Here is a 25140-nt window from a genome sequence, read left to right on the forward strand (position 1 = left end):
AGCGTGAGCGCGGCGGGTTCCATTGCGCTGCATGAAACCCGCCGCACGCAGATCACGCATCGTTTCGAGGAAACACATCATGTCGACTCCCACCGTCCCCGCTCAAAGCCACCGCCGGTTCGCGGATCATATGCCGACGCTCGCCGAGGCCGGTCCGTTGATCGCACTCGTGCTCGCGTGCATCTTCTTCATCTCGCAGAGCAGCCGCTTCCTGTCGTTCCAGAACCTGTCGCTGATCCTGCAGCAGACGATGGTCGTCGCCGTCATTGCGATCGGACAGACATTAATCGTGCTGACAGGCGGCATCGATCTGTCGTGCGGGATGGTGATGGCTTTCGGCTCGATCGTGATGACCAAGTTCGCCGTCGTGATGGGCGTGCCGCCCGCGATCGCGATCCTGTGCGGCGTCGGCGCGAGCACGCTGTTCGGATTGCTCAACGGCGTGCTGATTACGCGCATCAAGCTGCCCGCGTTCATCGTCACGCTGGGCACGCTGAATATCGCCTTCGCAGCCACGCAGATCTATTCGAACGCCGAGAGCGTGTCGAATCTGCCCGACGCGATCATGTTCTTCGGCAGCACGTTCAGCGTCGGTCCCGCGACGGTCACGTACGGCACCGTCCTCGCGCTGCTGATGTATCTCGCGACGTGGTTCGTGCTGCGCGACACCGTGCCCGGCCGCCATCTCTACGCGCTCGGCAACAACCCGGAAGCGGCGCGCCTGATGGGCCTTTCCGCGCAGCGCATCCTGATCACGGTCTACACGCTGTCGGGCGCGATCTACGGCATTGCCGCGCTGCTCTCCGTCGCACGCACGGGCGTCGGCGATCCGCAAGCGGGCCAGACGGAGAACCTCGACAGCATCACGGCCGTCGTGCTGGGCGGCACGAGCCTCTTCGGCGGACGCGGCTCGATTGCGGGCACGCTGCTGGGCGCGCTGATCGTCGGCGTGTTCCGCAATGGCTTGACGCTGATGGGCGTGTCGTCGGTGTACCAGGTGCTGATCACCGGCATTCTCGTGATTCTCGCCGTCGCCGCCGACAAGCTGTCGCGCCGTGGCGCACGTTGATCGTTATCTGAAGGAGACTGTCATGTCGGCAACCCCCTCATCCGCCAACACCACCACCCGCGCCGCCAACGGCAAGACCCCCGTTTTGCAGGCGCGCGGCCTGATCAAGCGCTACGGTCACGTTACCGCGCTCGACGGCTGCGACTTCGAAGTGATGCCCGGCGAAATCATGGCCGTGATCGGCGATAACGGCGCAGGCAAGTCGTCGCTGATCAAGGCGCTCTCGGGCGCACTCGTGCCCGACGAAGGCGAACTGCTGCTCGACGGCAATCCCGTCAATTTCCGCAGCCCGATCGACGCGCGCCAGCAAGGCATCGAAACGGTCTACCAGGATCTCGCCGTCGCGCCGGCGATGAGCATCGCCGAGAACCTGTTTCTCGCGCGCGAACTGGTGAAACCGGGCTGGCGCGGCAAGCTCTTCAAGATGATCGACAAGCGGCGCATGCTCGACGAAGCGACCAACGCGATGAAGGATCTGCAGATCGGCATCCGTTCGATGCGCCAGGCCGTCGAGACGCTCTCGGGCGGTCAGCGCCAGGGCGTCGCGGTGGCGCGCAGCGCGGCGTTCGCGCGCCACGTCGTGATTCTCGACGAGCCGACGGCCGCGCTCGGCGTGAAGGAAGGCAACATGGTGCTCGAGCTGATTCGTCGTGTGCGCGAGCGGGGCCTGCCCGTGATCCTGATCAGTCACAACATGCCGCATGTGTTCGAGATCGCGGATCGCATCCATATCCAGCGGCTCGGACGGCGCGCCGCGCTCGTCAACAAGAACGACATCCACATGTCGGATGCCGTCGCGATCATGACGGGCGCGAAGCAGGCCGACGTGCGCGCGATCGCATGACGAATGAGCACGAGTAACCAGATACCGTCGATGGATACGGGCACCCGTTCACCGCTGAAGCGCACGGTCGGATCGAACCAGGTCGGCATGCGGCAGTTCAACGAGCGGATCGTGTTGCAGGCGATCCGCTTGCATGGGCCGCTGCCGAAAGCCGACGTGGGCCGGCTCACGCGTCTGTCGATGCAGACCGTGTCGATGATCGTCGAGCGTCTGATCGACGACGGCCTGCTCGAAAAACAGGCGCGCGTGCGAGGGCGCATCGGGCAGCCGTCGGTGCCCATCGCGTTGCGCGCGGAAGGCGCGTACACGATCGGTGTGAAGGTCGGGCGGCGCAGCCTCGACGTGCTCGCGATGGATTTTCTCGGACGCGTGTGCTGCCGCGAAGTACAGGAGTACGCGTATCCCGATCCGCGCACGCTCTTCCCCGCGCTCGAGAGCAAGCTCGCGCGCGTGAACGACGTGCTCGGTGCGCGGCGCGAGAAAGTGGTCGGCATGGGCGTCGCGGCGCCGCTGTGGCTCGGCGGCTGGCGCGACTTTCTCGGCGCGCCACACGAGGCGCTCGACGCATGGAACGAGATCGACATCCGTGCGCGCATCGCATCGATGACAGGCCTGCCCGTCGAATTCGCGAAAGACACGACGGCCGCCTGCGCCGCCGAACTCGTGATGGGCCAAGGCCGTGGCATCCACAACTTTCTGTATCTGTTCGTCGGCACGTTCATCGGCGGCGGGCTCGTGATCGACGGACGTCTGCACGGCGGTCCGCACGACAACGCGGGCGCTGTCGGGTCGATTCCGATCATGGGTGGCAGCGCGCGTCAGCCGGCGCGGCAACTTCTGCATGCGGCATCGGGCTTCGTGCTCGAAAAGCTGTTCGTCGATGCGGGCGCGCCCGCGACGGCCGCGCACGATCATCGCGCGTTGTCGGCGGACCTGTGGCGCCTCACCGAGCAGTGGCTCGACACCGCGTGCCCCGCGATCGCCGGCGCGTTGACGAATGCGGCGGCGCTGCTCGATCTCGAAGCGGTCGTGATCGACGGCGAAGTGGACCGGCAACTGGTGCGCGAAATCATCCGGCGCACGGAACGCGTGCTCGACCGGTTCGAATGGGAAGGCATCGTGCGTCCGCAGTTGCTCGAGGGCACGATCGGCTCGGACGCGCGCGCGATGGGCGGCGCGATCCTGCCGCTCTACGCGCACTTCGCGCCGATGCACGAACTCTTTTTGAAGCCGGCCACCGACGTCGGCTATTGAGCAAGCGGCGCGGCGCCCTCATCCGGCGACGCGCCGCCCGCGACTTTCGGCGCTGTGCTGTCTTTCGATGCAGGCTCGTCGAGCAACGGCTGCAGCGCGGGCGCCATCGACTTCAGCAACTGCACGGCGAGCGCGCTCGTGAAGTCATAGCGCTTCGCATACGGCTCGTGCACGACGGCCGTCAGCGTGCCGAAGAAGCGGTCGCCGATCGCGAACACGAAGGTCGCCGTGCGGTTGACCTTGCGCGACTCGATCAGCCTGCGGCCCTTCGCGTAGATATTGAGGCGCTGGTCGCCCGTGCCCGTCTTGCCGTAGACCTCCATCGTCTTGCCGTCGGGGAACGTCATGCCGCCCGCGAGACGCCTCGCCGTGCCGCCCGTGACGACATCGCGCAACATGCCCTGCACGACGCGCGCGATATCCGGCGACACCGCTTCGTTCGGCTGCGGCGCCGCGTGCACGAAGCGCGTTTCATACGGCGTGCCCTTCGCGAACTCGAGATCCGCGATGCTATGCGTCGGCGCCTGCTCGCCCCGGTTCGCGATCACGCCGATCAGTTGCGCGAGCGCCGCCGGCCTGTCGCCCGACGCGCCGATGGCAGCCGCATACGACGGCGTCAGATGCGCGAACGGATAGCCGAGCGCCTGCCACGACTTGCCGATCGCGTCGTATGCATGCTGCTCGACCATGCGGCGGATGCGACGGTCCTGCGTCGCGTGATAGCGCGTCTTGAAGAGCCACTTGTACGCGTCGGCGCGCACATCGCGGCTCGCGTCCATCACTTCGTTCGCGCTCGCAGCGGGATGCACGCGCAGATAGTCGACGAGCCACAGCTCCAGCGGATGCACGCTCGAAATATACGCGCGGTCGTTCAGATTGAACTTGTCGATGCCGTACTTCACGTAGAGTTGCGCGAGCGCGTCGTCGGGCGGATTGGCCTTCGGCGTGTTCTTCAGCTGCGCGCGCATCTGCTCGTTGAACCACGCCTGCGGCGCATCGGGCCGCACGCTGCGCAACACGGTCGCGAGCTTGGGCGGCGACTTGCGCACGCCGCGCAGCAGGATCGCGACCATCTCGTCCTGCGTCTTGCCGTGATACTTCGTGTAGAAACGATTCATGTACACACGGCTTTCCTGATCGGCGAAACGCGTCAGGTACATCTTGCGCGTATCGGGATCGTCGAGCCATTGCGACGACGGGCCGGATGTCCTGATCGTTTCGTAGTGGACGATGTCGCGCATCAGCCGCACGAACACGAGATTCACCGAATGCTGGAAGGCCTGGTGCACGGTGAGGATGCGCGAGTTTTCCTCGGCCTCGAAGTTCGTGAACGCCTGCGCGCCGCCGCCCGTGTAGAACAGCTCGCCCGCGTTCGCCGAGTACTTGCGCTCGACGGACGCATCGAGCATCGCGGAAAGCGAGCGGTCCTTTGTGTGCATCAGGTAATCGACGGCCCAGCGCGTCAACGCGTCTTCGCGTTCGGGCTTCACGGCGCGCAATTCGTCGACGCTCATCTGCCCATAACGCTGATTCAATTCCGTCACGATCTGCAGATACGTGATCAGCGTGCGCAGCTTCGCCGTCGAGCCCAGGTTAAGGCGCGCGCCCGAGTTGATGTCGAACGGACGGTTGACGCTGTCCGTCTGCACGCGCAGCAGGTTCTCGCCATCACGCTTTTCGAACAGCGTGAAGCTGAACGCAATCTTGGACGGATCGTCCTTCGGCTGCAGCATGTTGAAGCCGTACAGGCCCGCTGCCTGCGCGCCGTCGCGTGTCGCCGCGTCGGCGAGCCGGTCGCTGACGTCCTGCTGAACCTTGTCGTTCATCGTCGACGTGACGCGCACATCGAGGCGGTCGAGGTCATACAGATTCGACACGCCGAGCGACGACATCAGATGCGTGCGCAAGGACGTGACGGCCTTGCGCGCAACGTACGAATCCAGGGACGTCGCGAGCTTGCCGCGCGTCAGCACGAGTTGCTGCGAGAGCGCCGCGTCGCGCAGTTGCGCGCCGATCACGCCGTTCGCGGCCAGCAGGCGCAGGTAACTTTCCGTCAGCGCATTGAGTTCGGCGTTGTTGCGCAGCAGGAAGTGCGACGGCCCGCGCTGCGCGATCATCAGCGACAGCACCTGACGGAATGCGAGGCCCTGCCCGGCGAGATTGTCGGGCGTCGATGGCGCTTTCAGCACGCGGTTCACCTCGTCGAAATCGCGGCCGTACCACGCGGCGAGCCCGTCGCCGATCCCGTTGATCTCGCCGATGCCCGGCTGCGCCGCGAGCGGCACCGAGTTCAGATAGCGCACGACGATCTGCTCGCGCGCGGGCATCGTGCGCGGACCGTCGAGATACGCGCGCACCGACGCCGATGCGATCTGCCGCAGCTTTTCCTGCGGCGTCGCCGTGCGGCCGCCCGGCGAGTGGCGGAATTTCTCGATCTGCGTGGCGAGCGTGCTGCCGCCGGGCTGCGCCTGATGCCGGTTGAAGAACCGCATGCCCTGATCCATCAGCGCGCGGCTAAAACGCGTCCAGTCGATCGCGGGATTGCGGTTCGGCTGGTCGGCGTCGAGCAGATGCCGGTCTTCGATGAAAAGCAGCGCCGACACGACGACGGGCGGCACCGACGCGAAATCGTCATAGACGCGCGTCGGATACGACGAGCCGAACAGGTGCGCGCCCGTCGAGTCATAGAGCATCAGCCCTGCCTGATCCTTTTCTTCGTAAGGAATGAAAAGGCCGTCGTCCGCGAGCGAAGCCATGCGTTCCGAATCGCGCGCCTGTGACGCGACCGAGAAACCGCGCTCTTTCAGGCGGCGTTCGAACGCCGGCAGCAGCGCGTAGCCGAGGCGGATGTCGTAGGGGCCGTCGGTGGGAAAACGGATGGTGTCGCTCGGGCCTTCCGAAACGGTAAAACCGACGTCGCGGGTGAGCTCGGAGAGGTAGCGCGCCTGCAATCTTGACGTGTCCATTTCGATCTGGACAAAGCGCACGCCGATCGCGACGGCCACGAGAAACGCGGCGAAAAAGAGCCACTTGAACCACTTCCAGACGGACGTGGTGCCGATTACGCGTAGCGGAAACCGTAGTGGCCGGTTCATGGCGGCGTCTCCTTGCAGATGCCTGACCACAATAACCTCGACTGATATCAGTCTACCCGTAAAGCGCTCTTGCGAGGGGTCGGCAGTGCGACGACTTCGTGAAGTGAGTACGCCGCGCAACATAGCTGTCATGGGCGCGCAATGCAGCCGCCGTTTTCGGCGCGCGGAAATGGCGACGCGGGATTCACGAAACATCGCGTGCGATCCTTGCGGGCCGATGCCGGCGCAACATCCGCTGCTTGCGACAGCGCACAACCGCCCGCGTCGACCGCTTCGGTATACCGAATATGACGCGCGGACGAATTTGAGTAACATAGCCGCGCACCTGACTCTCAACGCCCTATGCAGAGCTACTACGAAGCAACCGTCGAGCGGCCCGCGCGCCCCGCATCGGCCGGCAATCTGAGCGCGAACGTGTGCATCGTCGGCGGCGGACTGGCGGGGCTGTCGACGGCACTCGGGCTCGCTGAGCGCGGCGTGCGCGATGTCGTCGTGGTCGAGGCGAACCAGGTCGGCTATGGCGCTTCCGGACGCAACGGCGGCTTCGTGTTCGGCGGCTACAGCCTCGATTGCGCGGATCTGCTGAAAATCCTCGGACCGGCGCGGGCGCGCGAACTCTACGCGTTGACGATCGATGCCGTCGAGCTGATGCGCGCGCGCATCCGGCGTTACGCGATCGCCTGCGACGCGACGGATGCGGGCGTAATCCTCGCGAACTGGTTCGACGATGCGGCGCGGCTCGACAGCCAGCGCCGTCTGATGAAGGAATCGTTCGGCGTCGAATGGGAGACGCTGAGCGCCGCCGAACTCGCCGCGCGACTGAAGACGTCGCGCTATCACGGCGGCCTTTTCGAACGCAACGCGTTCCACTTTCATCCGCTGAAGTACGTGCTGGGCGTCGCGCGCGCGGCGGAACTGGCGGGCGTGCGCATCTACGAGAAGTCGCCCGTGAGCGCGCTGCGCAGGCAAGGCGCGGGCTTCGTCGTCGAGACGGCGCAAGCGTCCATCGACGCGCGGCATGTCGTGATGGCGGGCGGCGGCTATGCGCGCAACGTCTATCGGCGCGTCGAGCGCGCCGTCCTCCCGATCGCGACCTACGTGATGGCCACGGAGCCGCTCGGCGCGCGTCTGTCCGAGGCGATCGCCTGCCCTTCCGCCGTCTACGACACGCGCTTCGCGTTCGACTACTACCGGCCGCTGCCCGACGCGCGCATCCTGTGGGGCGGGCGTATTTCGATTCTCGAGCGCGAGCCCGACGAAATCGCGCGCCTGCTGCGCCGCGATTTGCTGAGGGTCTATCCGCAACTGCGCGACGTTCGCATCGAACACGCGTGGGGCGGCCTGATGAGCTATGCGCGGCACAAGATGCCGCAGATCGGCCAGAGCACGGATGGCGTCTGGTACGCCGTCGGCTTCGGCGGACATGGCATGGCGCCGACGACCGTTTCCGGCGAGTTGCTCGCGGCCGCCATCGCGGGCGAGCGCCCCGTGCCTGAAGCGTTCGCGACGTTCGGCCTCACGCGCACATTCGGTGCGCTGGGGCTCGCCGCCGCGCAGCTGACCTACACGGCGATGCAGACGCGCGATGCGCTCGCGGACCGTCCTCGGCGTGCGTTATGACATGCGCGGCGCGGCTCGCGCGCATGCGCGGCAATGATGTTGCACATGCCGCCAGGCCGCGCCGGACGGCATTTTCGACATGCTAGAATGAATCGTCATCGCCGCCGGAATACACAATGAAAAAGGGAAGCCGAGCTATTGCGCCCGAGCCAGTCGACACCCCCAAAGAAATCTCCGAACCACGGCGCAAATATGATCCCGAAGAGACGAAGCGCAACATCCTCGAGGTAGCGACGCAGGAGTTCTCGTCGATGGGACTCGCGGGCGCACGCGTCGACGCGATCGCCGAGCGCACCAACACCACGAAGCGCATGCTCTACTACTACTTCGGCAGCAAGGAAGGGTTGTACGAGGCCGTGCTCGAAAAAGTGTATGGCGACATCCGCTCGCTCGAGCAGGATCTGCACGTGAGCGATATGAGCCCTGTCGAAGGCTTGCGCAGCCTCGTCGAATTCACGTTCGACTATCACGACAAGCACCGCGACTTCGTGCGCCTCGTGACGATCGAGAACATTCACGGCGCTAAGTACATCGAGCAGGTGAAGACCTTCAAGAGCCGCAACGCGAGCGTGATTCGCACGATCGAAGATCTGCTCGCGCGCGGTGTCGCGTCGGGCGACTTCCGAGATGACATCGATGCGATCGATCTGCACTTGCTGATCAGCTCGCTGTGCTTTCACCGGATCGCGAACCGGCATACGTTCGGCACGGCGTTCGGGCGCGATCCCTCGCATGCGAGGCTGCGGGCGCGGCATCGCGCGATGATCGTCGATGCGACGTTGAGGTTTGTGAAGCGGAATGACGCTTAGGGTCTTTTTGGTCTGCGGCGTTGATTGGTTCTTTTTGGCGTGCCGCTGGCATCCGCGATGCGCCTCGCGGCGCGGGGGTTGCCCCTGTGCGGGGCGGCACTCACTTTCTTTGCCGCCGCAAAGAAAGTAAGCAAAGAAAGCGGGCTCACACCGCCAGTGCTTGACCTTTACCCACGGGCTCTCAACGTCCCGTGTTTCGAGCGACGGCATGCTGGCCAATGCGCGTTGCCAACGCACGGGTTAAATGCCTCACCCGCTTCATGCACTCGTGGCATGGCCAAGGGTATCGAACGTTCCAGCGCCGCATGCCGGTAGTGAATCAGGTTGCTGTGTCGTAAAGGGCAACGCCCGCACTATGCGGGTGTGTCGCATAGCGAGGGTGTCCTGTGCGGCGCGAATGCCTACACACAGTTTGCCGCATAGGGGCGTGCGAATATTCGATATCGCGTGCTTCAGCACGGGTACATGAAGCAGGTGAGGCGCTTAAACAGAACGCTGGCAACACTCATGGGCCAGGATGCTGTCGTGCGAACGATGGGGACGTTGAGAGCCCGTGGGTAAAGGTCAAGGACTGGCGGTGTGAGCGGCTTTCTTCTGCCTACTCTTCTTTGCCGCGGCAAAGAAGAGTAGGTGCCGCCCCGCACAGGGGCAACCTACGCGCCGCCAGGCGCATCGCGGATGCCAGCGCAAAGGCAAATCAACGAAAAGCGTCGCAGACGAAAAACAAAAGAACATCAGTCGTGCAGGACGATCCGCTTGATATCCCCAACGATAAAGATATACGACAGCGCCCCAACCAGCGCGACCACGCCGATAAACACCAGCGCGCCCACGAAAGAACCCGTCGCCGACACGATGAAACCCACCACCAGCGGCGTCACGATGCCCGCCAGGTTCGCGGCGAAGTTGAAGATCCCGCCCGTCACGCCGAGCAGGCCGTCGGGCGCGATATCCGACACCAGCGTCCAGCCGAGCGCCGCCATGCCCTGCGCGAAGAACGCCACCGACAGGATCACGATCACCGTCACGTTGCTCTCGACGTAGTTCGCGAGAATGATCGTCGACGCGAGCAGAAGACCGGCGATGATCGGAAGCTTGCGCGCCACGTTCGCCGACACGCCACGGCGCAGCAGCCAGTCCGAGAACGTGCCGCCGAACATCACGCCGATCGAAGCCGCGATGAACGGCATGATCGCGAAGAAGCCGATCTTGAGCCAACCCATGTGACGCTCGGTAGCGAGGTAAGTCGGGAACCAGGTCAGGAAGAATACGAGCGTCGAGTTGCCCGCGAACTGGCCGAGACAGATGCCCGTCAGTTGACGATGCTTCAGCAACTGCCCGATCGTGCGCCAGCTGAAGCCGCCGTTGTTACCGGTAGCAGCCGTTGCTTCCTTCGATGCCCTGCGATGCGTCAGACCGCCGCCCGCTTCGATGTACTCCAGCTCGGCCGCGTTCGCACCCGGATGATCGCGCGGCTCGCGATAGAAGCGCCACCACACGAGACCGAACACAACACCCACACCGCCGACGACCCAGAAGAGCGAGCGCCAGCCGAACGCGCCCATCAGCGCGAACAGGAACGGGCTGAAGAACGCGAGTCCGATGTATTCGCCGACGGTGTAGGTGCCCGTCGCCATCGCGCGCTCGCTTTGCGGAAACCACGTCGCGACGATGCGGCTGTTGGTCGGAAAGCACGGCGCTTCCGTGACACCAAGCCCGAGTCGGCACGCGAGCAGCGCGCCGACGTTGTGCACAAAACCTTGCGCGAGCGTGAAGCACGACCACAGCGTCATCGACAGGTAGTACGTGATCTTGCTGCCGAAGCGATCGAGAAACAGTCCGCCCGGAATCTGCGACGCGACATAGCTCCACGAGAACGCCGAGAACATCACGCCCATCAGCGCGGCGCTGATGCCGAGTTCCTTCGTCAGTTGCGGTGCGGCGATGCCGAGCACCGTGCGGTCCAGGTAGTTGATCATCGTACCGATCGCGAGCAGCGCGAGGATGCCGTAGCGCGCCTTCGAGCGGCGCGCGGTGGCCACGCTCTTCGGCGGGGCGGCCGATGCGTCGGGATGTTGAATCGATTGCGGCATGGTTGTCTCCGTGTCCAGGGCAGGACCTGTCGTGGTGCGTAGTAGTAGTGCGCGTGGCGCGTGTCAGCGGTTCAGCAGCGACTGCAGGTGCGCGTACATCCGTTCCGGGTCCGGCTCGCGGCCCGTGAAGATACGGAAGGCGTCGACGGCCTGATAGACGGCCATGCCGCCGCCGCTCAACGTGCGGCAGCCCACTTCTTCAGCGGCTTGCAGCAGCGCCGTGCGAATCGGGAAATAGACGATGTCGGCGACCCACAGCGCGCGATGCAGCAGCTCGGCGGGCAACGGCATGCCGGGCAGCTTCGCCATGCCCGTCGGCGTTGCGTGAATGAGGCCCGTGGCCTGTTCCATCGCGCCCTGAAGGAACTCGCCAGCGCTCACCGTCGCGGCGGGGAAGCGCTCCTGCAATTCGGCGGCGAGCGACTTCGCACGCGCGCTGTCGACGTCGAACACGGTCAGTGCGCGCGTGCCCATCATCAACGCCGCGTGCGCGACGGCCGCGCCCGCGCCGCCCGCGCCCAGTTGCACGACGCGGTCGAGATTCGCGCCCGGCAGCCCGCGCTGAAACGCGCGCGCGAAACCGGACCAGTCGGTGTTGTGGCCGATGCGCTTGCCGTCGCGCAACAGCACCGTGTTGACGGCGCCGAGCGCGCGGGCGTCGTCGGAGAGTTCGTCGAGCAGTGGAATGATCTGCTGCTTGCACGGATACGTGACGTTGAAGCCGTTGAAGCCCATCCGCTCGGCGGCGACGATCAGCTCCGGCAGCGCGGACGCGTCGAGCTTCAGCGCTTCGAGATCGATGCGCCGGTAGACGTATTGCAGGCCGAGCTGACGGCCCTCTTCTTCGTGCATCGCGGGGCTCAGCGACCCGCCGATGCCCGAACCGATCAGACCCACCAGATACGATTGCGTGCTCATTACTTCACCTTCTTCGACTTCAGGATTTCTGCCATGCGCTCGAGCGCGAGCACATAGCCTTGCGTGCCGCAGCCGCAAATCACGGCTTCCGCGACGGCCGACACATACGAGTGATGCCGGAACGACTCGCGCTTGTGGATGTTGGAGATATGCACTTCGATCACGGGCTTCGCAATTGCAGACAGCGCATCCGCGATCGCTACCGACGTATGCGTATAAGCGGCGGGATTGATCACGATGCCGTGCTGCGTCTCGCGCGCTTCATGGAGCCAGTCGATCAGCTGATGCTCCGCGTTCGACTGACGGAAATCGATCGCGAGATCGAGCCGTTCGCCCGCCTCGCGGCAACGGCGCGCGACATCGTCGAGCGTTTCTGCGCCGTAGATAGTCGGCTCTCGCGTGCCGAGCAGGTTGAGATTGGGTCCGTTCAGGACCAGCACCGACGCAAAGCTCATGACTGACCGCTCCACAAAATTGACTCTCCGTGCGGAAAACTCAAACCGCCCTCAACGACGTTGTTCCGCAACGTGAACCGAAGTTTGCACCTGTATCCGGTGCGCGTCTTTTGGGGTTTTTACTAAATTTGTACGATCTAGTTAGTTTTAAATTTAGTCGCATAACACGTTATTTTTCATGTGTTTCTCGTGAAGCAGACGGCGAATAGTAGTAACCAAGTGGTGCGAAAGTGATAGAACTCGGATAGCTGGAACGCGCTCGAAACGGCGTTTGCGGCCGGCACGGCGAGCGCTTTCGCACAAGGTCCGCATCACCGCCGCAGCCGACGGAAAGCCTGGCATGGGGCTTGCACCGATATAATTTCCCGAATGTTTCGCGGCATTTCGCCGACGGGCGCGACAGTCACGCCGTGCATCGGACACGCAGCCGCCAACGCGAAGGAGAGTTATGAGGAAGCTAGCCGTCACCCTGTCCATTCCGCTGTGTCTCGCCGCCTGCGCGGCATATCAGGCGTCGCACAACCCGGATGCCGGCGATCCGATGAAAGACACGATGACGGACCGCTCGACCGACGACGTCATCCGATGCATGACCCAGGCGGCGGCAAAGCACGACACGCCCGTCAAGGCCACGCCGATTCCGCAAGGCCAGATGCTCGATTTCGGCGATTCCAACATCGTCAAGGTCCGCACCGATAACGGCGGCACGACGTTCCGCTATTACGCGGGCAAGCGCAACACGTCGAATCTGTGGATCGAAGACGCGAGCAAGGAATGCGCGCCTTAAAGGCGCCTTACGGCGTTGAGTGGCCGCCACGATGTAACCCGATGAAACAACTTCGCCCGCCCGGCAAAGGCCGCCCGGCGGGGACTTTAAGAATCGTTTAAGTCTTGGCGGTCACGATTCGTCTTCGACACTGACCCGCGTTTCGCACAAGGTGCCCTGGATGGATTACTTCAACGACCGTAACGACCTGACCAAGCGCCGCGCAGCCGGATCATCGGCCGCGCCGGCGCACGCCGCCAACACGACGACTGCGCCGAAAAAGTCGACGCTTCTGCGCCGGCTTTTGAGCCCACACGAGATCGCCACGCTGCTGTTGTTGCTGCACGCGCCCGTCGCCGCGTTCGCGAAACCGGAGCTTCCGGTGCTGCAGGAAGCAGGTCTTGTCGAGACCGTCTCCACCGATGCGGGCGAATCGCATGTCCGTCTGACACCCGAAGGCAACGCGATCCTGCGCGGACTCGGTTTCCGCTAATCGTCTATTGCAGCGCGCCGCGCCACTCGCGCCTCTCGCGCCGCGTGATTCACGCCTGCCATACGGCATAACCCGTTTCACGCAATCCGATCGCCAGTTCGACTTCCATGTCGCGCGCGCCTTCGTATGGCATCGGGTTGAACACTTCATACAATTCCGGCATCAGCCTCAAGCCGTAATCGCGTACGTAGCGATTCGACTGGATGCCCGCCTTGTGCCGGTCGAAGCGCAGGTCCGGGTCCAGCCCCGTCATTCCCACATACACGCACGGACGTTCGAAACGATAGTCGGGATTCGCGCGACGAAAGCGCGCGTCGTTCCAGACGGTATCGTCGAGCGCCACCACGTACACGTAGTAGCGAAGCTTTTGACGGCGAACAGGCATCGTTTGCTGAATCTTTCTTCTGAGCGCGCGCTCCACTAGACGCGCATGCGGCCGTTCGTGGCAGGCGTTGGCGCGATTGACTGCTAGTTGCGTGAAGTGCCGTGCAACAGCATCCGGTATTCGGTCGGTGTCACGCCGACCGTCGCCTTGAACTGACGCGTGAACGCGCTGTGATCGGTGTAGCCGCACAACGCCGCGACATCCGTCACCTTGTCGTGTGAGACAAGCAGCGACGTCGCCGCATCGAGACGCGTCTTCAGCAGCACCTGACGCGGCGTCAGATGAAACACCTTGTGGAAATACCGTTCGAGCTGCGCCACCGACATATCCGCCATCGCCGCCAGATGCTTCAGGTTCAGCGGCTGCACGTAGTTCTCTTGCAGATACTGGACGACCGTCGCGAGCCGGCTGTACGCCGGGTGGCTGCTTTCGTCGGCGCGCAGGTCGCGCGAGATACCGGCCAGACCGACCACGCGCCCCGCCGCATCGCGCAACGGCTGCTTGCAGGTCAGGCACCAGCCTGGCTGCCGGCCCGGATACAGATGCAACTCCAGCTGATCGACCATCTGACTGCCGACATGAATCACGGCCTTGTCCTGCGCCGTATAGATGCGGCCGAAGCGGCTCGGGAACACTTCTTCCGCCGTCTTGCCGAGGAGCGCCTCTTTCTCCTTGAATCCGCAGCGCGACACGAGCGTGCGATTGACGAGCGCGTAGCGCGCCTGCGCGTCCTTCACGAAGAACACGATGTCGGGCATCGCGTCGAAGACGGGTCCGAGCAGCGCGAAATGCGAAAGCATCCCGGCGAGCGACGCGTCGCCCGGATCGAGCGCGTCGAGCGTATATGCGAGCGTGTTCATCGTGCGGGTTCCGTGCATGAACTGCGGTGAACGGTGGATGTCGGACGTCGGCCCCGGCAAACGCTCGCGGGGCTGGTCGATTATAGGGCGGCGCGATGCGCGTGAAGAAATTCGCTTTGCGGGTTTGCAGGCGGTTCGTAGTCTGATGTGTGCCCGATATGTGCGTACGGAGCTTCCGCTCAGCGCGGTCGATGATGGCGGCTTGTCAGTCGGCGGGCGTATGTGTGTCGGCGGCCAGCATCAACGTGCCGATCTGCGCGGGACTGATGGGCGGACGCGTCTGCGCGACCTGCCAGCCGAACAGCGTTTGCGCGGCCGCGCCGCACACGCGCCCCTGACACGCGCCCATGCCGCAGCGCGTATGCAGCTTCGCATCGCGCCAGTTCGCATGCACGCGGATTTCTCCAATCGATACGTCTTCGCAGCGGCACAGCAGCGTCTCGTCGCTGGGCATCGCGCGCGCGAATTCGCGCAACGCGAATGCCGTCTCGACGCGCCGCGCGAAATCACGCCAACGCTTGCGCTCTTTCACGAGCGCGTCGACGAGCTTCTGTTCGCCGACACCCGTCGCATGCAATCCCGCGAGCCGCCCTTCGACGTGCGCAAGTTCCATCCCGCCGACACCCGTGCATTCGCCTGCCGCGAATACGTCATCGACGGATGCGCGCTGCGAATCGTCGACGATGATCGCTGCGTCGCCTTCCGTCGCACAGCCCAACGACTGAGCGAGCGACGTGTTCGGCACGAGCCCGTAGCCGCAGGCGATGCGATCGCAATCGACCGATATGATCCGCCCATTGGCTCGCTCGATGATCGCGCGCTCGACGCGTCCGTCACCTTGCGCGGCACGCACGGCGCCCGACGTCAGATAGCGCAGACCCGCGAAGCCGCGCGTCAATTGCGCCGCCTGCCAGAGCTTCGCGGGCGTGGCCGCAAGCGACGCGCCGAAGCGCATCACGGAGGCCCACGACGCCTGCTCCACGACGGCGACGATCCGCCCGCCCGCCGCGCGCGCGGTGGCCAGCGACGCGAGCAACAATGGACCGCTGCCCGCGATCACGATGCGTTCGCCGCGCACGGGCACGCCGCCTTTGATCAGCGCCTGCAGGCCGCCCGCGCCCGTCACGCCGGGCAGCGTCCAGCCGTCGAACGGCAGCAGCCGTTCGCGCGCGCCCGTCGCGAGAATCAACCGCTCGTAGCCGATGCGCGCGCCGCCGTGTTCCGCCGATTCGATCAGCAGACAGCGTTCGTCGAGCGGCGCGACGACGCGCGTCGATTGCAACAGCGTCATGCGCGCGTTCGAATCGCTCGAATCGTTTGTATCGGCAGCGCGCATCGCACCTATCGCCTGCAAATGAGCGGTCAGCGCCTTTGACGGCGGATGCATCGGCCCATTGCGCCACACCTGCCCGCCCGCGCGCGGATTGTCGTCGAGCACGGCGACGCGCGCACCCGAGTTCGCGGCCTCGCGCGCAGCAGCGAGACCCGCAGGCCCCGCGCCGATGACGACGACATCGAAGTGCGCGTCGCTCATCGCCGCCTCGCCGTCTGAATGATCTGGCCGTCGCGGCACAGCGTCTGACACGCGAGCACATGCGCGCGCCCGTCGACCGTCACGCGGCACTCGTGGCAGATGCCCATGCCGCACAACGCGGCGCGCAACTCGCCCGTCACCGATGCGCGCGTCCCGTTCATGCTCGCGCCGCAGACCGCGAGCGCCGCAGCGACGGTGACGCCCTGTTCGACATCGACAGACTCGCCGTCGATCACCACACGGATGCGTGGATGTTGTGCATCAGACATGACAAGCCTCGAAGCGCGCGGGCAGGAATGGATCGGCGGCAATCGCGGCGGGCGTCTGCGTGATCTGCGCGGCCAGCAGTTGCGCCGTGCCGAGCGACGTCGTCACGCCGAGCCCTTCGTGTCCGACGGCGAGCCACACGCCAGGCGCGGCACTTCCGGCGGGCCCGATCAACGGCAAGCCATCCGGCGACGCCGCGCGAAATCCCGTCCATGCGCGCAAGCCGTTGAGCGCGGGCAATTCGGGCAGATAACGCGCGGCGCGCTTGAGCATCTGCGCGAGCACGGGCATGTCGACAGCTGGATCGGTCGTGTCGAACTGGCGCGACGAGCCGATCAGCAATTGCCCCGTCGGACGCGGCTGCGCATTGAACGCGACCGACGTGCCCGTCGCGTGATGCGCGCTCTTGATGTAGCCAAGTTCGAGCAGTTGATGTCGAATGAAAACGGGGTAGCGGTCCGTGATCAGCAGATGGCCCTTCTTCGGCTGCAACGGCAGCCCCGGCACAAGCGCCGCCGCCTGCAATCCGTTCGCGACGACGACATGCGCGCACACGACGCGCTCGCCATTGGCAAGCGTGACTTGATGACCGTCGAGCGCTGTCACGCGCGTATCGAGCCGCACGTCGATCAATGCTGCTGCCGGCGACTGCGTGAGCAGCCATTGCGCGGCGGAAGGCGCATACACGATGCTGTCGTCCGCGATGAGAAGGCCGCCTGCCATGCCCGGTGCAAGCGATGGCTCGCAGTCGTACAGCGCGCGCGCATCGAGAAGATCGGCCGCAACCTGTTGCGCGGCGAACGCCGCTTGCATCACGCGCGCGGCATCGAGTTCTTCGGCATCGGCGGCGACCCAGAGCGTGCCGCAACGCGCGAACGCATCGCGTGCGCGCAACCGCGGCGCGAGAGCGAGCCACAGCTCGCGCGAATAACGGCTCAACGCGCATTCAGCGGGCGAGTCGTTCATCACGACGATGTGCCCCATGCCCGCCGCCGTCGCGCCGCCGCCGATGCCTTGCGCGTCGAGCACCGTCACGCGCAGACCGCGCGCCGCGAACTCCGCCGCGCACGCTGCGCCGACGATGCCCGCGCCGACGATCACCACGTCGGCCGTCATACCGTGCGGATGCCCCACGCGAACGGATCGTGCTCGTCGAAACACAGACGGCTTTCGGCCATGATGTGCGCGTGCCCCGTGATGGTCGGAATGACGGCGTGGATGTCGTTCTGCGCGCCGCCGTCGACGCCAGCCTCGGCGTAGCTCGCTTCGAACACGCTGCCGATGATGCTTTCCTGCCGCCACACCGCGCCGGCCGCGAGCTTGCCGTCGGCGGCGAGGCACGCGACCTTCGCGCTCGTTCCCGTCCCGCACGGCGAGCGGTCGTACGCGTTGCCGGGGCACAGTACGAAACTGCGGCTGTCGATACCTTCACGCGAGCCCGGACCGAACAGTTCGATATGGTCGATCAGCGCGCCGTTCGCTCCGGTGATGCCCGACGCGGTGAGCGCATCGCGGATCGCCGAGCTGAAGCGCGTGAGTTCGGGAATGTTCGACGCGTCGAGCGCGCGGCCATGATCGGCGACGAGGAAGAACCAGTTGCCGCCCCACGCGACGTCGCCCATCAGCGCACCGAAGCCCGGCACGTCGACGCGCACATCCTTGCAATGCCGGTAAGCGGGTACGTTGCGCACCGACACGCTGAGATCATCATTGAGCGTCGCCTCGACGATGCCGACGGGCGTGTCGATCAGATGCCGTCCCGGCCCGATGCGCCCCATATGCGCGAGCGACACGACGAGCCCGATCGTCCCATGTCCGCACATGCCCAGATAGCCGACGTTGTTGAAGAAGATCACGCCCGCCGCGCACTCCTTGTGATCCGGCTCGCAAAGCAGCGCGCCGACAACCACATCGGAACCGCGCGGCTCGGTGACGATGCCCGCGCGCCAGTCGTCGAAGCGCGCGCGAAACACGTCGAGCCGTTGCGCAAGCGTGCCGCCGCCGAGATCGGGGCCACCGGACACGACGAGGCGGGTTGGCTCACCGCCCGTGTGCGAATCGATTACGTTCAGGGTTTTCATGACGCTCATGGTAGGAATGCGGCACCGTGCAGTCTTGAAACGGCTGCGCGTGGATTGTGACGATTTCGGCATAGCCCGCGAAATGCCGGTCGCGTGTTTGACGCGTAGTCGGCTGATCCGTTGAACGGTTATCGGCATGTGCTCGCGCCGCGTTCCGAAGCGGCATCGTTTGCATGTGATGCTTTGGCGGTGCGATGTGGATCACAATCATGACGCGACAGATGCGCCCTAAATCACGGATCGCTGTCGCACAACCATTGTGCTGAAATCGTCACGCACGACGCGCGATTCGCGCAAGACACCCGGATATTTGCTGCTTACACTGCACTGGACTCATCACTTTCAGGAGAGCAGTCGTGGCGCACATCTGGGAAGGCGTATTGCCCGCAGTCACCACCAAATTCAACGCGGATTTCAGCATAGATCGCGCAGCGACCCGCAAGAACATCGAGGCGCAAATCGATGCGGGCGTCGACGGCATCATCGTGTGCGGGTCGCTTGGCGAGGCGTCAACGCTCTCGCTCGACGAGAAGCTGCAAGTGCTCGACGTGGCCGTCGAGGCATCGCGCGGCCGCGTGCCCGTGCTGCTGACGATCGCCGAAAACAGCACGCTCGACGGCTGCCGTCAGGCCGAAGCGGGCGCCAAACACGGCGCAGCGGGCTATATGGTGCTGCCCGGCCTGCGCTATCTGTCCGACCGCCACGAGACGCTGAACCACTTCCGCATGGTCGCCGACGCGAGCCCGCTGCCGCTGATGATCTACAACAATCCGCTCGCCTATGGCGTCGACATGACGCCGGAGATGTTCGCCGAAATCGCCGACGAGAAGAAGATCGTCGCCATCAAGGAATCGTGCGGCGACGTGCGGCGCGTGACGGACCTGATCAATGCAGTCGGCGACCGCTATGCGATTCTGTGCGGCGTCGACAATCTGGCGATGGAAGCGATGCTGATGGGCGCGCACGGCTGGGTCGCGGGGCTCGTCTGCGCGTTCCCGCACGAGACGGTCGCGATCTATCGGCTGCTGAAAGCGGGACGGCTGGAGGAAGCGCGCGCGATTTATCGCTGGTTCGCACCGCTGCTGGCACTCGACGTGTCGGCGAAGCTCGTGCAGAACATCAAGCTCGCGGAAGCGATCGTCGGCCTGGGCACGGAGCCGGTACGCCCGCCGCGCCTGCCGCTCGCGGGCGATGAACGCAAGGCCGTCGAAGCGCTGATCCGTCATTCGATCGAAACGCGGCCGGCGCTTCCGAAACTATAAGCGAGAGCGTCTGTAACGACGTAAGCGGCGCGCGAAGTCGACACGCACAGACATCACGCAAAAGCCGCGCACAAAAAAATGCAGCGGCCGAAGCCGCCGCATGAACCACGTGCAATGCCCGCGTGCGATCAGGCCGCTTCGGCGTGCTGCACGACGGCTTCTTCGTTGCGCAGATGCAGCAGCCGATAGCCGCTCTTGTACACGGGCTGCAAACGGAAATCGTTGTGCTGGTCGATTTGCAGCAGCAGGCGCAGACGCGACACATGGCTGTCGATCGTGCGCGTCACTTCGCGAAACTCGCGTCCCCAGACCATCGCGAAGATGTGATCGCGCGACAGCACGCGGCCGATGTTCGAAAAGAACAGCGACGCCAGCCGGTATTGCGTGCCCGACAGCTGCACGGGCGTGCCGCGCAGCGTGACGAGCTGGCGACGGGTGTCGAAGTGATAGTGCCCGACATCGAAGCTGTCCTTGCCGTACCGTTCCGGATAAGCGCGGCGCAGCAGCGCGGAAATCCGCTCGCGGAATTCCGCGTGACGTGTGGGCAACGTGACGTAGTCGTCGGCGCCGAGCATGAACGCGCGCACGACGCTTTCTTCCGAGTCGTCCTTCGACGCGAACACCACCGGCATCCTCTCGCCGCCGACCGAGCGGACCGCCTTCAGCACGTCCGTGCCCGACAGACGCAGCGCGTGCCAGTCGAGCACGAGCACGTCGATCGTCGAACGGGCCAGCACTTTGGACAGCGCGAGGCCGTCGTCGTAAAGCATGCAGCTGTGACCGGCCTGCACGATGATCTTTTCCAGCATTTTGCCCTGCACAGGGTCACGCTGAAGAATGGCGATACGCATGGTGGTTCCCCGACAATTGATCACGGATCGCGATTCTCATCAGGCGCTGCCATTAAGCCCATAAGACTTGTCCGAATTTGCAAAGATTCTGCGACAAATTACATGTTGTAAAATCGCGCGCTGGCCAGATTCGTCATCACGCCGCCTTATCCGGGCCGGCGTGCCGTGTCCCGTGCGCTATCCCGCACCGTCGCACTCCCCGCCTGACGACCGCCGTACTCCGCGCGCAACGCGCGGCTTTTCTCTTTCCATTACGACAGGCAATGCAAGCAACACAACTGGGTAGCCCACACGCCAGGGATATCGCGCACGCGCGTCCCTTGACCCGCCACGACTACAAGACGCTCGGCCTCGCCGCGCTCGGCGGCGCGCTCGAGTTCTACGACTTCATCATCTTCGTGTTCTTCGCCCCGGCGATCGGACAACTGTTCTTCCCGCAATCGATTCCCGACTGGCTGCGCCAGTTGCAGACGTTCGGCATCTTCGCCGCCGGCTATCTCGCCCGGCCGCTCGGCGGCATCGTGATGGCGCACTTCGGCGACCTGCTCGGGCGCAAGCGCATGTTCACGCTGAGCGTGCTGCTGATGTCGCTGCCGACGCTGCTGATGGGCGTGCTGCCCACTTACGCCAGCATCGGCATCATGGCGCCCGTGCTGCTGCTCGCGTTCCGCGTGATGCAGGGCGCGGCCGTCGGCGGCGAAGTGCCGGGCGCATGGGTGTTCGTCTCCGAGCACGTGCCGCAGCGTCACGTCGGCTATGCATGCGGCACGCTGACGGCGGGTCTCACGGCAGGCATCCTGCTCGGATCGCTGGTCGCGTCGGCCGTGAACCGCCATTTTGCGCCCGCCGATATCGCCGCTTTCGGATGGCGCATTCCGTTCCTGCTCGGCGGTGTGTTCGGCCTGTTCTCGGTCTATCTGCGCCGCTGGCTGCACGAGACGCCCGTGTTCGCCGAGATGAAGCAGCGCAAGTCGCTCGCCGGGGAAATTCCGCTGAAGGCTGTGCTGCGCGATCATGGCCGTGCCGTGATCGTGTCGATGCTGCTCACGTGGATGCTGTCGGCCGCGATCGTCGTCGTGATCCTGATGACCCCGACGCTGCTGCAAAAGCAGTTTCACATCGCACCGTCGACGGCCCTCTTCGCCAACAGCATCGCGACGCTGTGCCTGACCATCGGCTGCGTGCTCGCCGGTTCGCTCGCGGGGCGCTTCGGCGCGGGCCGCACGATTTTCATCGGCTGCGTCGCGCTCGGCATTGCGTACTACGCGCTCTTCCAGCAACTCGCCGTCGATAGCGCGATGCTCGTGCCCCTCTATGCAATCGCGGGCCTGTTCGTCGGCGTGATCGGCGCGGTGCCGTTCGTGATGGTCAATGCGTTTCCGCCCGTCGTGCGCTTCTCGGGTATTTCGTTTTCGTACAACGTCGCGTATGCGGTGTTCGGCGGCCTCACGCCGATCGTCGTGTCGCTGATGATGAAGTCGAATCCGATGGCGCCCACGCTCTACGTCGGCGCGCTGTGCGCAATCGGCGCGCTGACCGCTTGCTTCGTGAAGCGAGACGCGGCGCGATAAGCCGCATGCAGTGGCGTGCGTGGGCACGCCACTTGCGCCCATCGGCCGGCCGCATCGATAAAACAATCCACACTTCGGGCCGCTCCGAAACGTCGGATGGTGCGGCAGTCCTATCATCGACGCATGGAAATTTCTGTCGACGGGAGCTGGCGCTCTATCGCTTGCTCCGCGCCCCATGCCAAATGACCCACACACCTCGCTTCACGCCGACGCTCGCGCGCATCGTCGCGACAGTCAGCATCGGCTTCGTCGTCACGCAACTCGACGTGACGATCGTCAACATCGCGCTGGCGCAGATCGGCTCTGACCTGCACGCGAACGTCACCGGCCTGCAATGGATCGTCGATGCGTACACGCTCGCGTTCGCGGTGCTGATGCTGTCGGCGGGCGTGCTCGGCGACCGCTTCGGCGCACGGCGTCTGTTCGCGTTCGGCCTCGGTCTCTTTGCGGCGGCATCGCTTGCGTGCGGATTCGCATTCGACGCCTCGACGCTCGTCGCCGCGCGCGCCGTGCAAGGCATCGGCGCGGCTGCGATGCTGCCCAATTCGCTCGCGCTGCTCAACCAGGCCTGCGGCCATGATCCGAAGCTGCGCGCCCGCGCGGTCGGCTTGTGGACGGCGGCGGGCGCCGTTGCGATTGCGGCAGGCCCCGTAATCGGCGGGCTGCTGATCGCCGCGTTCGGCTGGCGCGCGATCTTTCTCGTGAATCTGCCGATCTGCGCGCTGGGGCTCTTCGCGACGTTCGCCTGGGTGCCGGCTTCGCGCTCTGCTTCACTGCTGTCGCGCGATGCGGCACACGACCACCCGGCCCTGCGCGGCATCGATCCATCGGGTCAGATACTCGCGATCGTCGCGTTGACGGCATTCACGGGCGCCGTCATCGAATGGCGGCCGCTCGGCTTCATGCATCCCCTCGTCGGCGGCAGCTTCGTGCTCGCGCTGATCGCAGCATGCGCGTTCATCGTCAGCGAGCGGCGCGCCCATGCGCCGATGCTGCCGCTCGCGCTCTTTGGCAACCGCACGTTCAGCGCGGCCGTGCTGTTCGGCATCTGCGTGAACCTGACCTACTACGGCGTCGTGTTCGTGCTGAGTCTCTATCTGCAACACGCGCGCGGCGAGACGGCGCTGCAGGCGGGCCTCGCGTTCCTGCCGCTGACGGGTGGCTTCCTGATTTCGAACATCGCGAGCGGCTGGGTGGTCGGGCGGCTCGGCGTGCGCGTGCCGATGATCGCGGGCGCGATCACGGCCGCGCTCGGCTACGGGCTGCTGCATTTCGCCGATGCCGCGTCGCCGCTCTGGACGCTGCTCGTGCCCTTCCTGCTGATTCCATCCGGCATGGGCCTCGCGGTGCCCGCAATGACGACGGCCGTGCTCGCCAGCGTCGACGCAAAGCGCGCGGGCACGGCTTCGGCGGTTCTGAACACAGCGCGCCAGGCGGGCGGCGCGGTCGGCGTCGCGCTGTTCGGCGCGCTCGCGAGCGCGGCAGCGGCGACGAGTACCACGGGCGCGGCGCACATCGTCAGCGGCCTCAAGACATCGACGCTGATTTCCGCGTGCCTGCTGCTGATTGCGCTCGTGCTGGCGTGCCTCGTGCATCCGCAACCGCATGCGCATGCGCATGCGCACGGCCGACCACGCAACGCTGCTGCCGGCGCGCGGCCCGTGAGCGTGAACGAATGACAAACGTGCGACCGCTGCCCGGCCCAAGCGCGACCCGCGGACGGGCCACGCACGACCCAAACACAGCGCCTAAAAGCACAACACCCACGATGCACGCGCATCGTGGGTGTTGCAATGTCCGGCGAACCGTGAAACGCGCTACAGCGTAGCTTGCTGAATCACGCCTGTTTCAAGCGCTTTCTCGATGAGCCCATCGCTCTGCGCCTTGCTGATCGCATCGGCGATCTGCTTGTCGGGATCTTCCATATCCGCCTTGAGCGAGCCGATCAATCCGGCTGCATCGAAAACGACGAGTGTCTCCGCTGTGTCGGCCCGGCTGATGATCACGCGGTGGTGCATCGGCCCTTCGCCGAGACTCGCGCAAAACCGCATGACCGTGCCGCCGATCGTATGGTCGAAAGCTTGAATCATTGCGTGCTCCTTTAAGTCGAACAGGCTTGTCCGGATGCTGCATCCGGGACTGATGCAGGAATGATGCCCGCTCCCACCCGGTGCCGCGAACCGGCCGTGGCATGAACCGGCCCGTCGCAACGCTTCGCGCCCCCTGCGCGCGCAACGATCACAGGCTGCTGCTCAGGCCGCCCCTCGGCGCGCGCGCGCCGTCGATGCTGATCCGTCCCGCGCCCGTCACGCACAACAACAGGAAGCCGCCCGCGATGCCGACGTTCTTCCAGAAATGGATGACCATGTCGCGCTGCACCGCTGCGTCGGTGATGTTCCAGAAATCGTGCCCGAGGATGGCCGTCGCCATCGTGTACACGGCCATGAACAGCCCTAGCGCGCGGATCTTGAAGCCGACCACCAGAAAGATGCCGCCCAACACCTCGACGGCCGTCGCCACGGGCGCGGCTATCTGCACGAGCGGCACGCCCTTCGCGTGCAGATAGCCGACGAAGCCCGCATACCCGATCAGCTTCATCACGCCGCCCCACAGAAAAAGTGCGGCAAGCATGAGCCGGGCAAGAAGAATTACGCCGGAATCGACGGGACGCGTCATGGGTGTGGCTCCTGAATTGAATAAGCAGCAGACCGACCGGCAAGTCATCAGTTCCCGGGCGCTGCAGTCAGAATAAGTGCAATGTTCGGGTTTTCCAAGGCGAGAGATTAGGCGGAGTCCGCCTTAATTCCTGGGTTTGCGTGCGCAGAGCAACGACTGAAATGCAGACGCGTCGCAGACCATCAACGGGCAAATTCCTCGACCCGTCGATGCATGCATTTGTTATAATCCTCTCAG

General features: G+C 64.9%; 23 protein-coding genes. 10 read left to right on the plus strand and 13 right to left on the minus strand.

Annotated features, from left to right (window positions below; all coding sequences use genetic code 11):
* The first annotated feature begins 79 nt into the window (after window positions 1-79).
* Genes BMW76_RS28960 through BMW76_RS28970 form a run of 3 tightly spaced genes read left to right on the plus strand, consistent with a single transcriptional unit; the run spans window position 80 to window position 3167 of the window.
* Window positions 80-1069, plus strand: coding sequence for an ABC transporter permease (locus BMW76_RS28960; protein ID WP_090871501.1), 990 nt, complete (start codon window positions 80-82; stop codon window positions 1067-1069).
* A 22-nt stretch (window positions 1070-1091) separates the two neighbouring features.
* Window positions 1092-1913 carry an ATP-binding cassette domain-containing protein gene (locus BMW76_RS28965; RefSeq protein WP_090871503.1) on the plus strand — a complete coding sequence of 274 codons (822 nt, stop codon included), beginning with the start codon at window positions 1092-1094 and terminating at the stop codon, window positions 1911-1913.
* Window positions 1914-1943: 30 nt separating this feature from the next.
* Window positions 1944-3167, plus strand: coding sequence for an ROK family transcriptional regulator (locus BMW76_RS28970; protein ID WP_090871505.1), 1224 nt, complete (start codon window positions 1944-1946; stop codon window positions 3165-3167).
* Here BMW76_RS28970 and BMW76_RS28975 read toward each other — a convergent pair.
* The gene (locus BMW76_RS28975) at window positions 3161-6262 is read right to left on the minus strand and encodes a transglycosylase domain-containing protein (RefSeq protein ID WP_090871507.1); all 3102 of its coding nucleotides are present in this window, start codon (window positions 6260-6262) and stop codon (window positions 3161-3163) included. The genes BMW76_RS28970 and BMW76_RS28975 overlap by 7 nt on opposite strands.
* A gap of 342 nt (window positions 6263-6604) precedes the next feature.
* Here BMW76_RS28975 and BMW76_RS28980 point away from each other — a divergent pair, with 342 nt between their 5' ends.
* The gene (locus BMW76_RS28980; protein WP_090871508.1) at window positions 6605-7882 is read left to right on the plus strand and encodes an NAD(P)/FAD-dependent oxidoreductase; all 1278 of its coding nucleotides are present in this window, start codon (window positions 6605-6607) and stop codon (window positions 7880-7882) included.
* Between the two features lie 116 nt (window positions 7883-7998).
* Window positions 7999-8691 carry a TetR family transcriptional regulator gene (locus tag BMW76_RS28985; RefSeq protein WP_090871510.1) on the plus strand — a complete coding sequence of 231 codons (693 nt, stop codon included), beginning with the start codon at window positions 7999-8001 and terminating at the stop codon, window positions 8689-8691.
* Between the two features lie 734 nt (window positions 8692-9425).
* Here the strand turns inward: BMW76_RS28985 and BMW76_RS28990 are convergent.
* The 3 genes from BMW76_RS28990 to aroQ all read right to left on the minus strand — a co-directional run bounded on the left by BMW76_RS28990 (window position 9426) and on the right by aroQ (window position 12157).
* Complete coding sequence (locus tag BMW76_RS28990) at window positions 9426-10784, minus strand: MFS transporter (RefSeq protein ID WP_090871512.1); 1359 nt, start codon at window positions 10782-10784, stop codon at window positions 9426-9428.
* A gap of 63 nt (window positions 10785-10847) precedes the next feature.
* Window positions 10848-11702 (minus strand): shikimate dehydrogenase, encoded by an 855-nt coding sequence (locus BMW76_RS28995; protein WP_090871515.1) that lies wholly within the window; start codon window positions 11700-11702, stop codon window positions 10848-10850.
* The gene (gene aroQ, locus BMW76_RS29000; RefSeq protein ID WP_090871517.1) at window positions 11702-12157 is read right to left on the minus strand and encodes a type II 3-dehydroquinate dehydratase; all 456 of its coding nucleotides are present in this window, start codon (window positions 12155-12157) and stop codon (window positions 11702-11704) included. The genes BMW76_RS28995 and aroQ overlap by 1 nt, the downstream gene beginning before the upstream one ends.
* A 448-nt stretch (window positions 12158-12605) precedes the next feature.
* Between aroQ and BMW76_RS29005 the strand changes: the two genes are divergently transcribed.
* Complete coding sequence (locus BMW76_RS29005) at window positions 12606-12944, plus strand: hypothetical protein (RefSeq protein WP_090871519.1); 339 nt, start codon at window positions 12606-12608, stop codon at window positions 12942-12944.
* Between the two features lie 160 nt (window positions 12945-13104).
* Window positions 13105-13416 carry a hypothetical protein gene (locus BMW76_RS42045; RefSeq protein ID WP_090871520.1) on the plus strand — a complete coding sequence of 104 codons (312 nt, stop codon included), beginning with the start codon at window positions 13105-13107 and terminating at the stop codon, window positions 13414-13416.
* Between the two features lie 49 nt (window positions 13417-13465).
* Here BMW76_RS42045 and BMW76_RS29015 read toward each other — a convergent pair whose 3' ends face one another.
* From BMW76_RS29015 to BMW76_RS29040, 6 genes are all read right to left on the minus strand, one after another.
* On the minus strand, window positions 13466-13801 hold the full coding sequence (locus BMW76_RS29015; protein ID WP_090871522.1) for a hypothetical protein: 336 nt from the start codon (window positions 13799-13801) through the stop codon (window positions 13466-13468).
* A gap of 83 nt (window positions 13802-13884) precedes the next feature.
* Window positions 13885-14661 carry an AraC family transcriptional regulator gene (locus BMW76_RS29020; RefSeq protein ID WP_090871524.1) on the minus strand — a complete coding sequence of 259 codons (777 nt, stop codon included), beginning with the start codon at window positions 14659-14661 and terminating at the stop codon, window positions 13885-13887.
* Window positions 14662-14866: 205 nt separating this feature from the next.
* Window positions 14867-16195, minus strand: coding sequence for an FAD-dependent oxidoreductase (locus BMW76_RS29025; RefSeq protein ID WP_090871525.1), 1329 nt, complete (start codon window positions 16193-16195; stop codon window positions 14867-14869).
* Window positions 16192-16464 (minus strand): 2Fe-2S iron-sulfur cluster-binding protein, encoded by a 273-nt coding sequence (locus BMW76_RS29030; protein WP_090871527.1) that lies wholly within the window; start codon window positions 16462-16464, stop codon window positions 16192-16194. Before BMW76_RS29030 ends, BMW76_RS29025 begins: the two co-directional genes overlap by 4 nt.
* The gene (locus BMW76_RS29035) at window positions 16457-17578 is read right to left on the minus strand and encodes an NAD(P)/FAD-dependent oxidoreductase (RefSeq protein ID WP_090871529.1); all 1122 of its coding nucleotides are present in this window, start codon (window positions 17576-17578) and stop codon (window positions 16457-16459) included. Before BMW76_RS29035 ends, BMW76_RS29030 begins: the two co-directional genes overlap by 8 nt.
* Complete coding sequence (locus BMW76_RS29040; protein ID WP_090871531.1) at window positions 17575-18552, minus strand: 4-hydroxyproline epimerase; 978 nt, start codon at window positions 18550-18552, stop codon at window positions 17575-17577. Before BMW76_RS29040 ends, BMW76_RS29035 begins: the two co-directional genes overlap by 4 nt.
* A 347-nt stretch (window positions 18553-18899) precedes the next feature.
* Between BMW76_RS29040 and BMW76_RS29045 the strand changes: the two genes are divergently transcribed.
* Window positions 18900-19805 (plus strand): dihydrodipicolinate synthase family protein, encoded by a 906-nt coding sequence (locus BMW76_RS29045; RefSeq protein ID WP_090871532.1) that lies wholly within the window; start codon window positions 18900-18902, stop codon window positions 19803-19805.
* 128 nt (window positions 19806-19933) lie between these two features.
* Here BMW76_RS29045 and BMW76_RS29050 read toward each other — a convergent pair whose 3' ends face one another.
* The gene (locus tag BMW76_RS29050; RefSeq protein ID WP_090871534.1) at window positions 19934-20656 is read right to left on the minus strand and encodes a response regulator transcription factor; all 723 of its coding nucleotides are present in this window, start codon (window positions 20654-20656) and stop codon (window positions 19934-19936) included.
* 263 nt (window positions 20657-20919) lie between these two features.
* On the opposite strand from BMW76_RS29050, the gene BMW76_RS29055 reads away from it, so the two are divergent.
* Both BMW76_RS29055 and BMW76_RS29060 read left to right on the plus strand, forming a co-directional pair.
* On the plus strand, window positions 20920-22227 hold the full coding sequence (locus BMW76_RS29055) for an MFS transporter (RefSeq protein WP_090871536.1): 1308 nt from the start codon (window positions 20920-20922) through the stop codon (window positions 22225-22227).
* A gap of 182 nt (window positions 22228-22409) precedes the next feature.
* Window positions 22410-23906, plus strand: coding sequence for an MFS transporter (locus BMW76_RS29060; RefSeq protein ID WP_090871538.1), 1497 nt, complete (start codon window positions 22410-22412; stop codon window positions 23904-23906).
* Window positions 23907-24044: 138 nt separating this feature from the next.
* Here BMW76_RS29060 and BMW76_RS29065 read toward each other — a convergent pair whose 3' ends face one another.
* A complete protein-coding gene (locus BMW76_RS29065) occupies window positions 24045-24317 on the minus strand; it encodes a hypothetical protein (RefSeq protein ID WP_090871540.1) in 273 nt (90 codons plus the stop codon).
* Between the two features lie 148 nt (window positions 24318-24465).
* Window positions 24466-24903: a DoxX family protein gene (locus BMW76_RS29070; RefSeq protein WP_090871542.1), complete on the minus strand. Its 438-nt coding sequence runs from the start codon at window positions 24901-24903 to the stop codon at window positions 24466-24468.
* Between the last annotated feature and the right edge of the window lie 237 nt (window positions 24904-25140).

Source organism: Paraburkholderia diazotrophica, assembly GCF_900108945.1.
Taxonomy (GTDB): Bacteria; Pseudomonadota; Gammaproteobacteria; order Burkholderiales; family Burkholderiaceae; genus Paraburkholderia; species Paraburkholderia diazotrophica.

Excerpts from the sequence above, each read along its gene's own strand:
- BMW76_RS28960 (WP_090871501.1), top strand. The coding sequence starts at position 80 with ATGTCGACTCCCACCGTCCCCGCTCAAAGCCACCGCCGGTTCGCGGAT.
- BMW76_RS28965 (WP_090871503.1), top strand. The coding sequence starts at position 1,092 with ATGTCGGCAACCCCCTCATCCGCCAACACCACCACCCGCGCCGCCAAC.
- BMW76_RS28970 (WP_090871505.1), top strand. The coding sequence starts at position 1,944 with ATGGATACGGGCACCCGTTCACCGCTGAAGCGCACGGTCGGATCGAAC.
- BMW76_RS28975 (WP_090871507.1), bottom strand. The coding sequence starts at position 6,262 with ATGAACCGGCCACTACGGTTTCCGCTACGCGTAATCGGCACCACGTCC.
- BMW76_RS28980 (WP_090871508.1), top strand. The coding sequence starts at position 6,605 with ATGCAGAGCTACTACGAAGCAACCGTCGAGCGGCCCGCGCGCCCCGCA.
- BMW76_RS28985 (WP_090871510.1), top strand. The coding sequence starts at position 7,999 with ATGAAAAAGGGAAGCCGAGCTATTGCGCCCGAGCCAGTCGACACCCCC.
- BMW76_RS28990 (WP_090871512.1), bottom strand. The coding sequence starts at position 10,784 with ATGCCGCAATCGATTCAACATCCCGACGCATCGGCCGCCCCGCCGAAG.
- BMW76_RS28995 (WP_090871515.1), bottom strand. The coding sequence starts at position 11,702 with ATGAGCACGCAATCGTATCTGGTGGGTCTGATCGGTTCGGGCATCGGC.
- aroQ (WP_090871517.1), bottom strand. The coding sequence starts at position 12,157 with ATGAGCTTTGCGTCGGTGCTGGTCCTGAACGGACCCAATCTCAACCTG.
- BMW76_RS29005 (WP_090871519.1), top strand. The coding sequence starts at position 12,606 with ATGAGGAAGCTAGCCGTCACCCTGTCCATTCCGCTGTGTCTCGCCGCC.
- BMW76_RS42045 (WP_090871520.1), top strand. The coding sequence starts at position 13,105 with ATGGATTACTTCAACGACCGTAACGACCTGACCAAGCGCCGCGCAGCC.
- BMW76_RS29015 (WP_090871522.1), bottom strand. The coding sequence starts at position 13,801 with ATGCCTGTTCGCCGTCAAAAGCTTCGCTACTACGTGTACGTGGTGGCG.
- BMW76_RS29020 (WP_090871524.1), bottom strand. The coding sequence starts at position 14,661 with ATGAACACGCTCGCATATACGCTCGACGCGCTCGATCCGGGCGACGCG.
- BMW76_RS29025 (WP_090871525.1), bottom strand. The coding sequence starts at position 16,195 with ATGAGCGACGCGCACTTCGATGTCGTCGTCATCGGCGCGGGGCCTGCG.
- BMW76_RS29030 (WP_090871527.1), bottom strand. The coding sequence starts at position 16,464 with ATGTCTGATGCACAACATCCACGCATCCGTGTGGTGATCGACGGCGAG.
- BMW76_RS29035 (WP_090871529.1), bottom strand. The coding sequence starts at position 17,578 with ATGACGGCCGACGTGGTGATCGTCGGCGCGGGCATCGTCGGCGCAGCG.
- BMW76_RS29040 (WP_090871531.1), bottom strand. The coding sequence starts at position 18,552 with ATGAGCGTCATGAAAACCCTGAACGTAATCGATTCGCACACGGGCGGT.
- BMW76_RS29050 (WP_090871534.1), bottom strand. The coding sequence starts at position 20,656 with ATGCGTATCGCCATTCTTCAGCGTGACCCTGTGCAGGGCAAAATGCTG.
- BMW76_RS29055 (WP_090871536.1), top strand. The coding sequence starts at position 20,920 with ATGCAAGCAACACAACTGGGTAGCCCACACGCCAGGGATATCGCGCAC.
- BMW76_RS29060 (WP_090871538.1), top strand. The coding sequence starts at position 22,410 with ATGACCCACACACCTCGCTTCACGCCGACGCTCGCGCGCATCGTCGCG.
- BMW76_RS29065 (WP_090871540.1), bottom strand. The coding sequence starts at position 24,317 with ATGATTCAAGCTTTCGACCATACGATCGGCGGCACGGTCATGCGGTTT.
- BMW76_RS29070 (WP_090871542.1), bottom strand. The coding sequence starts at position 24,903 with ATGACGCGTCCCGTCGATTCCGGCGTAATTCTTCTTGCCCGGCTCATG.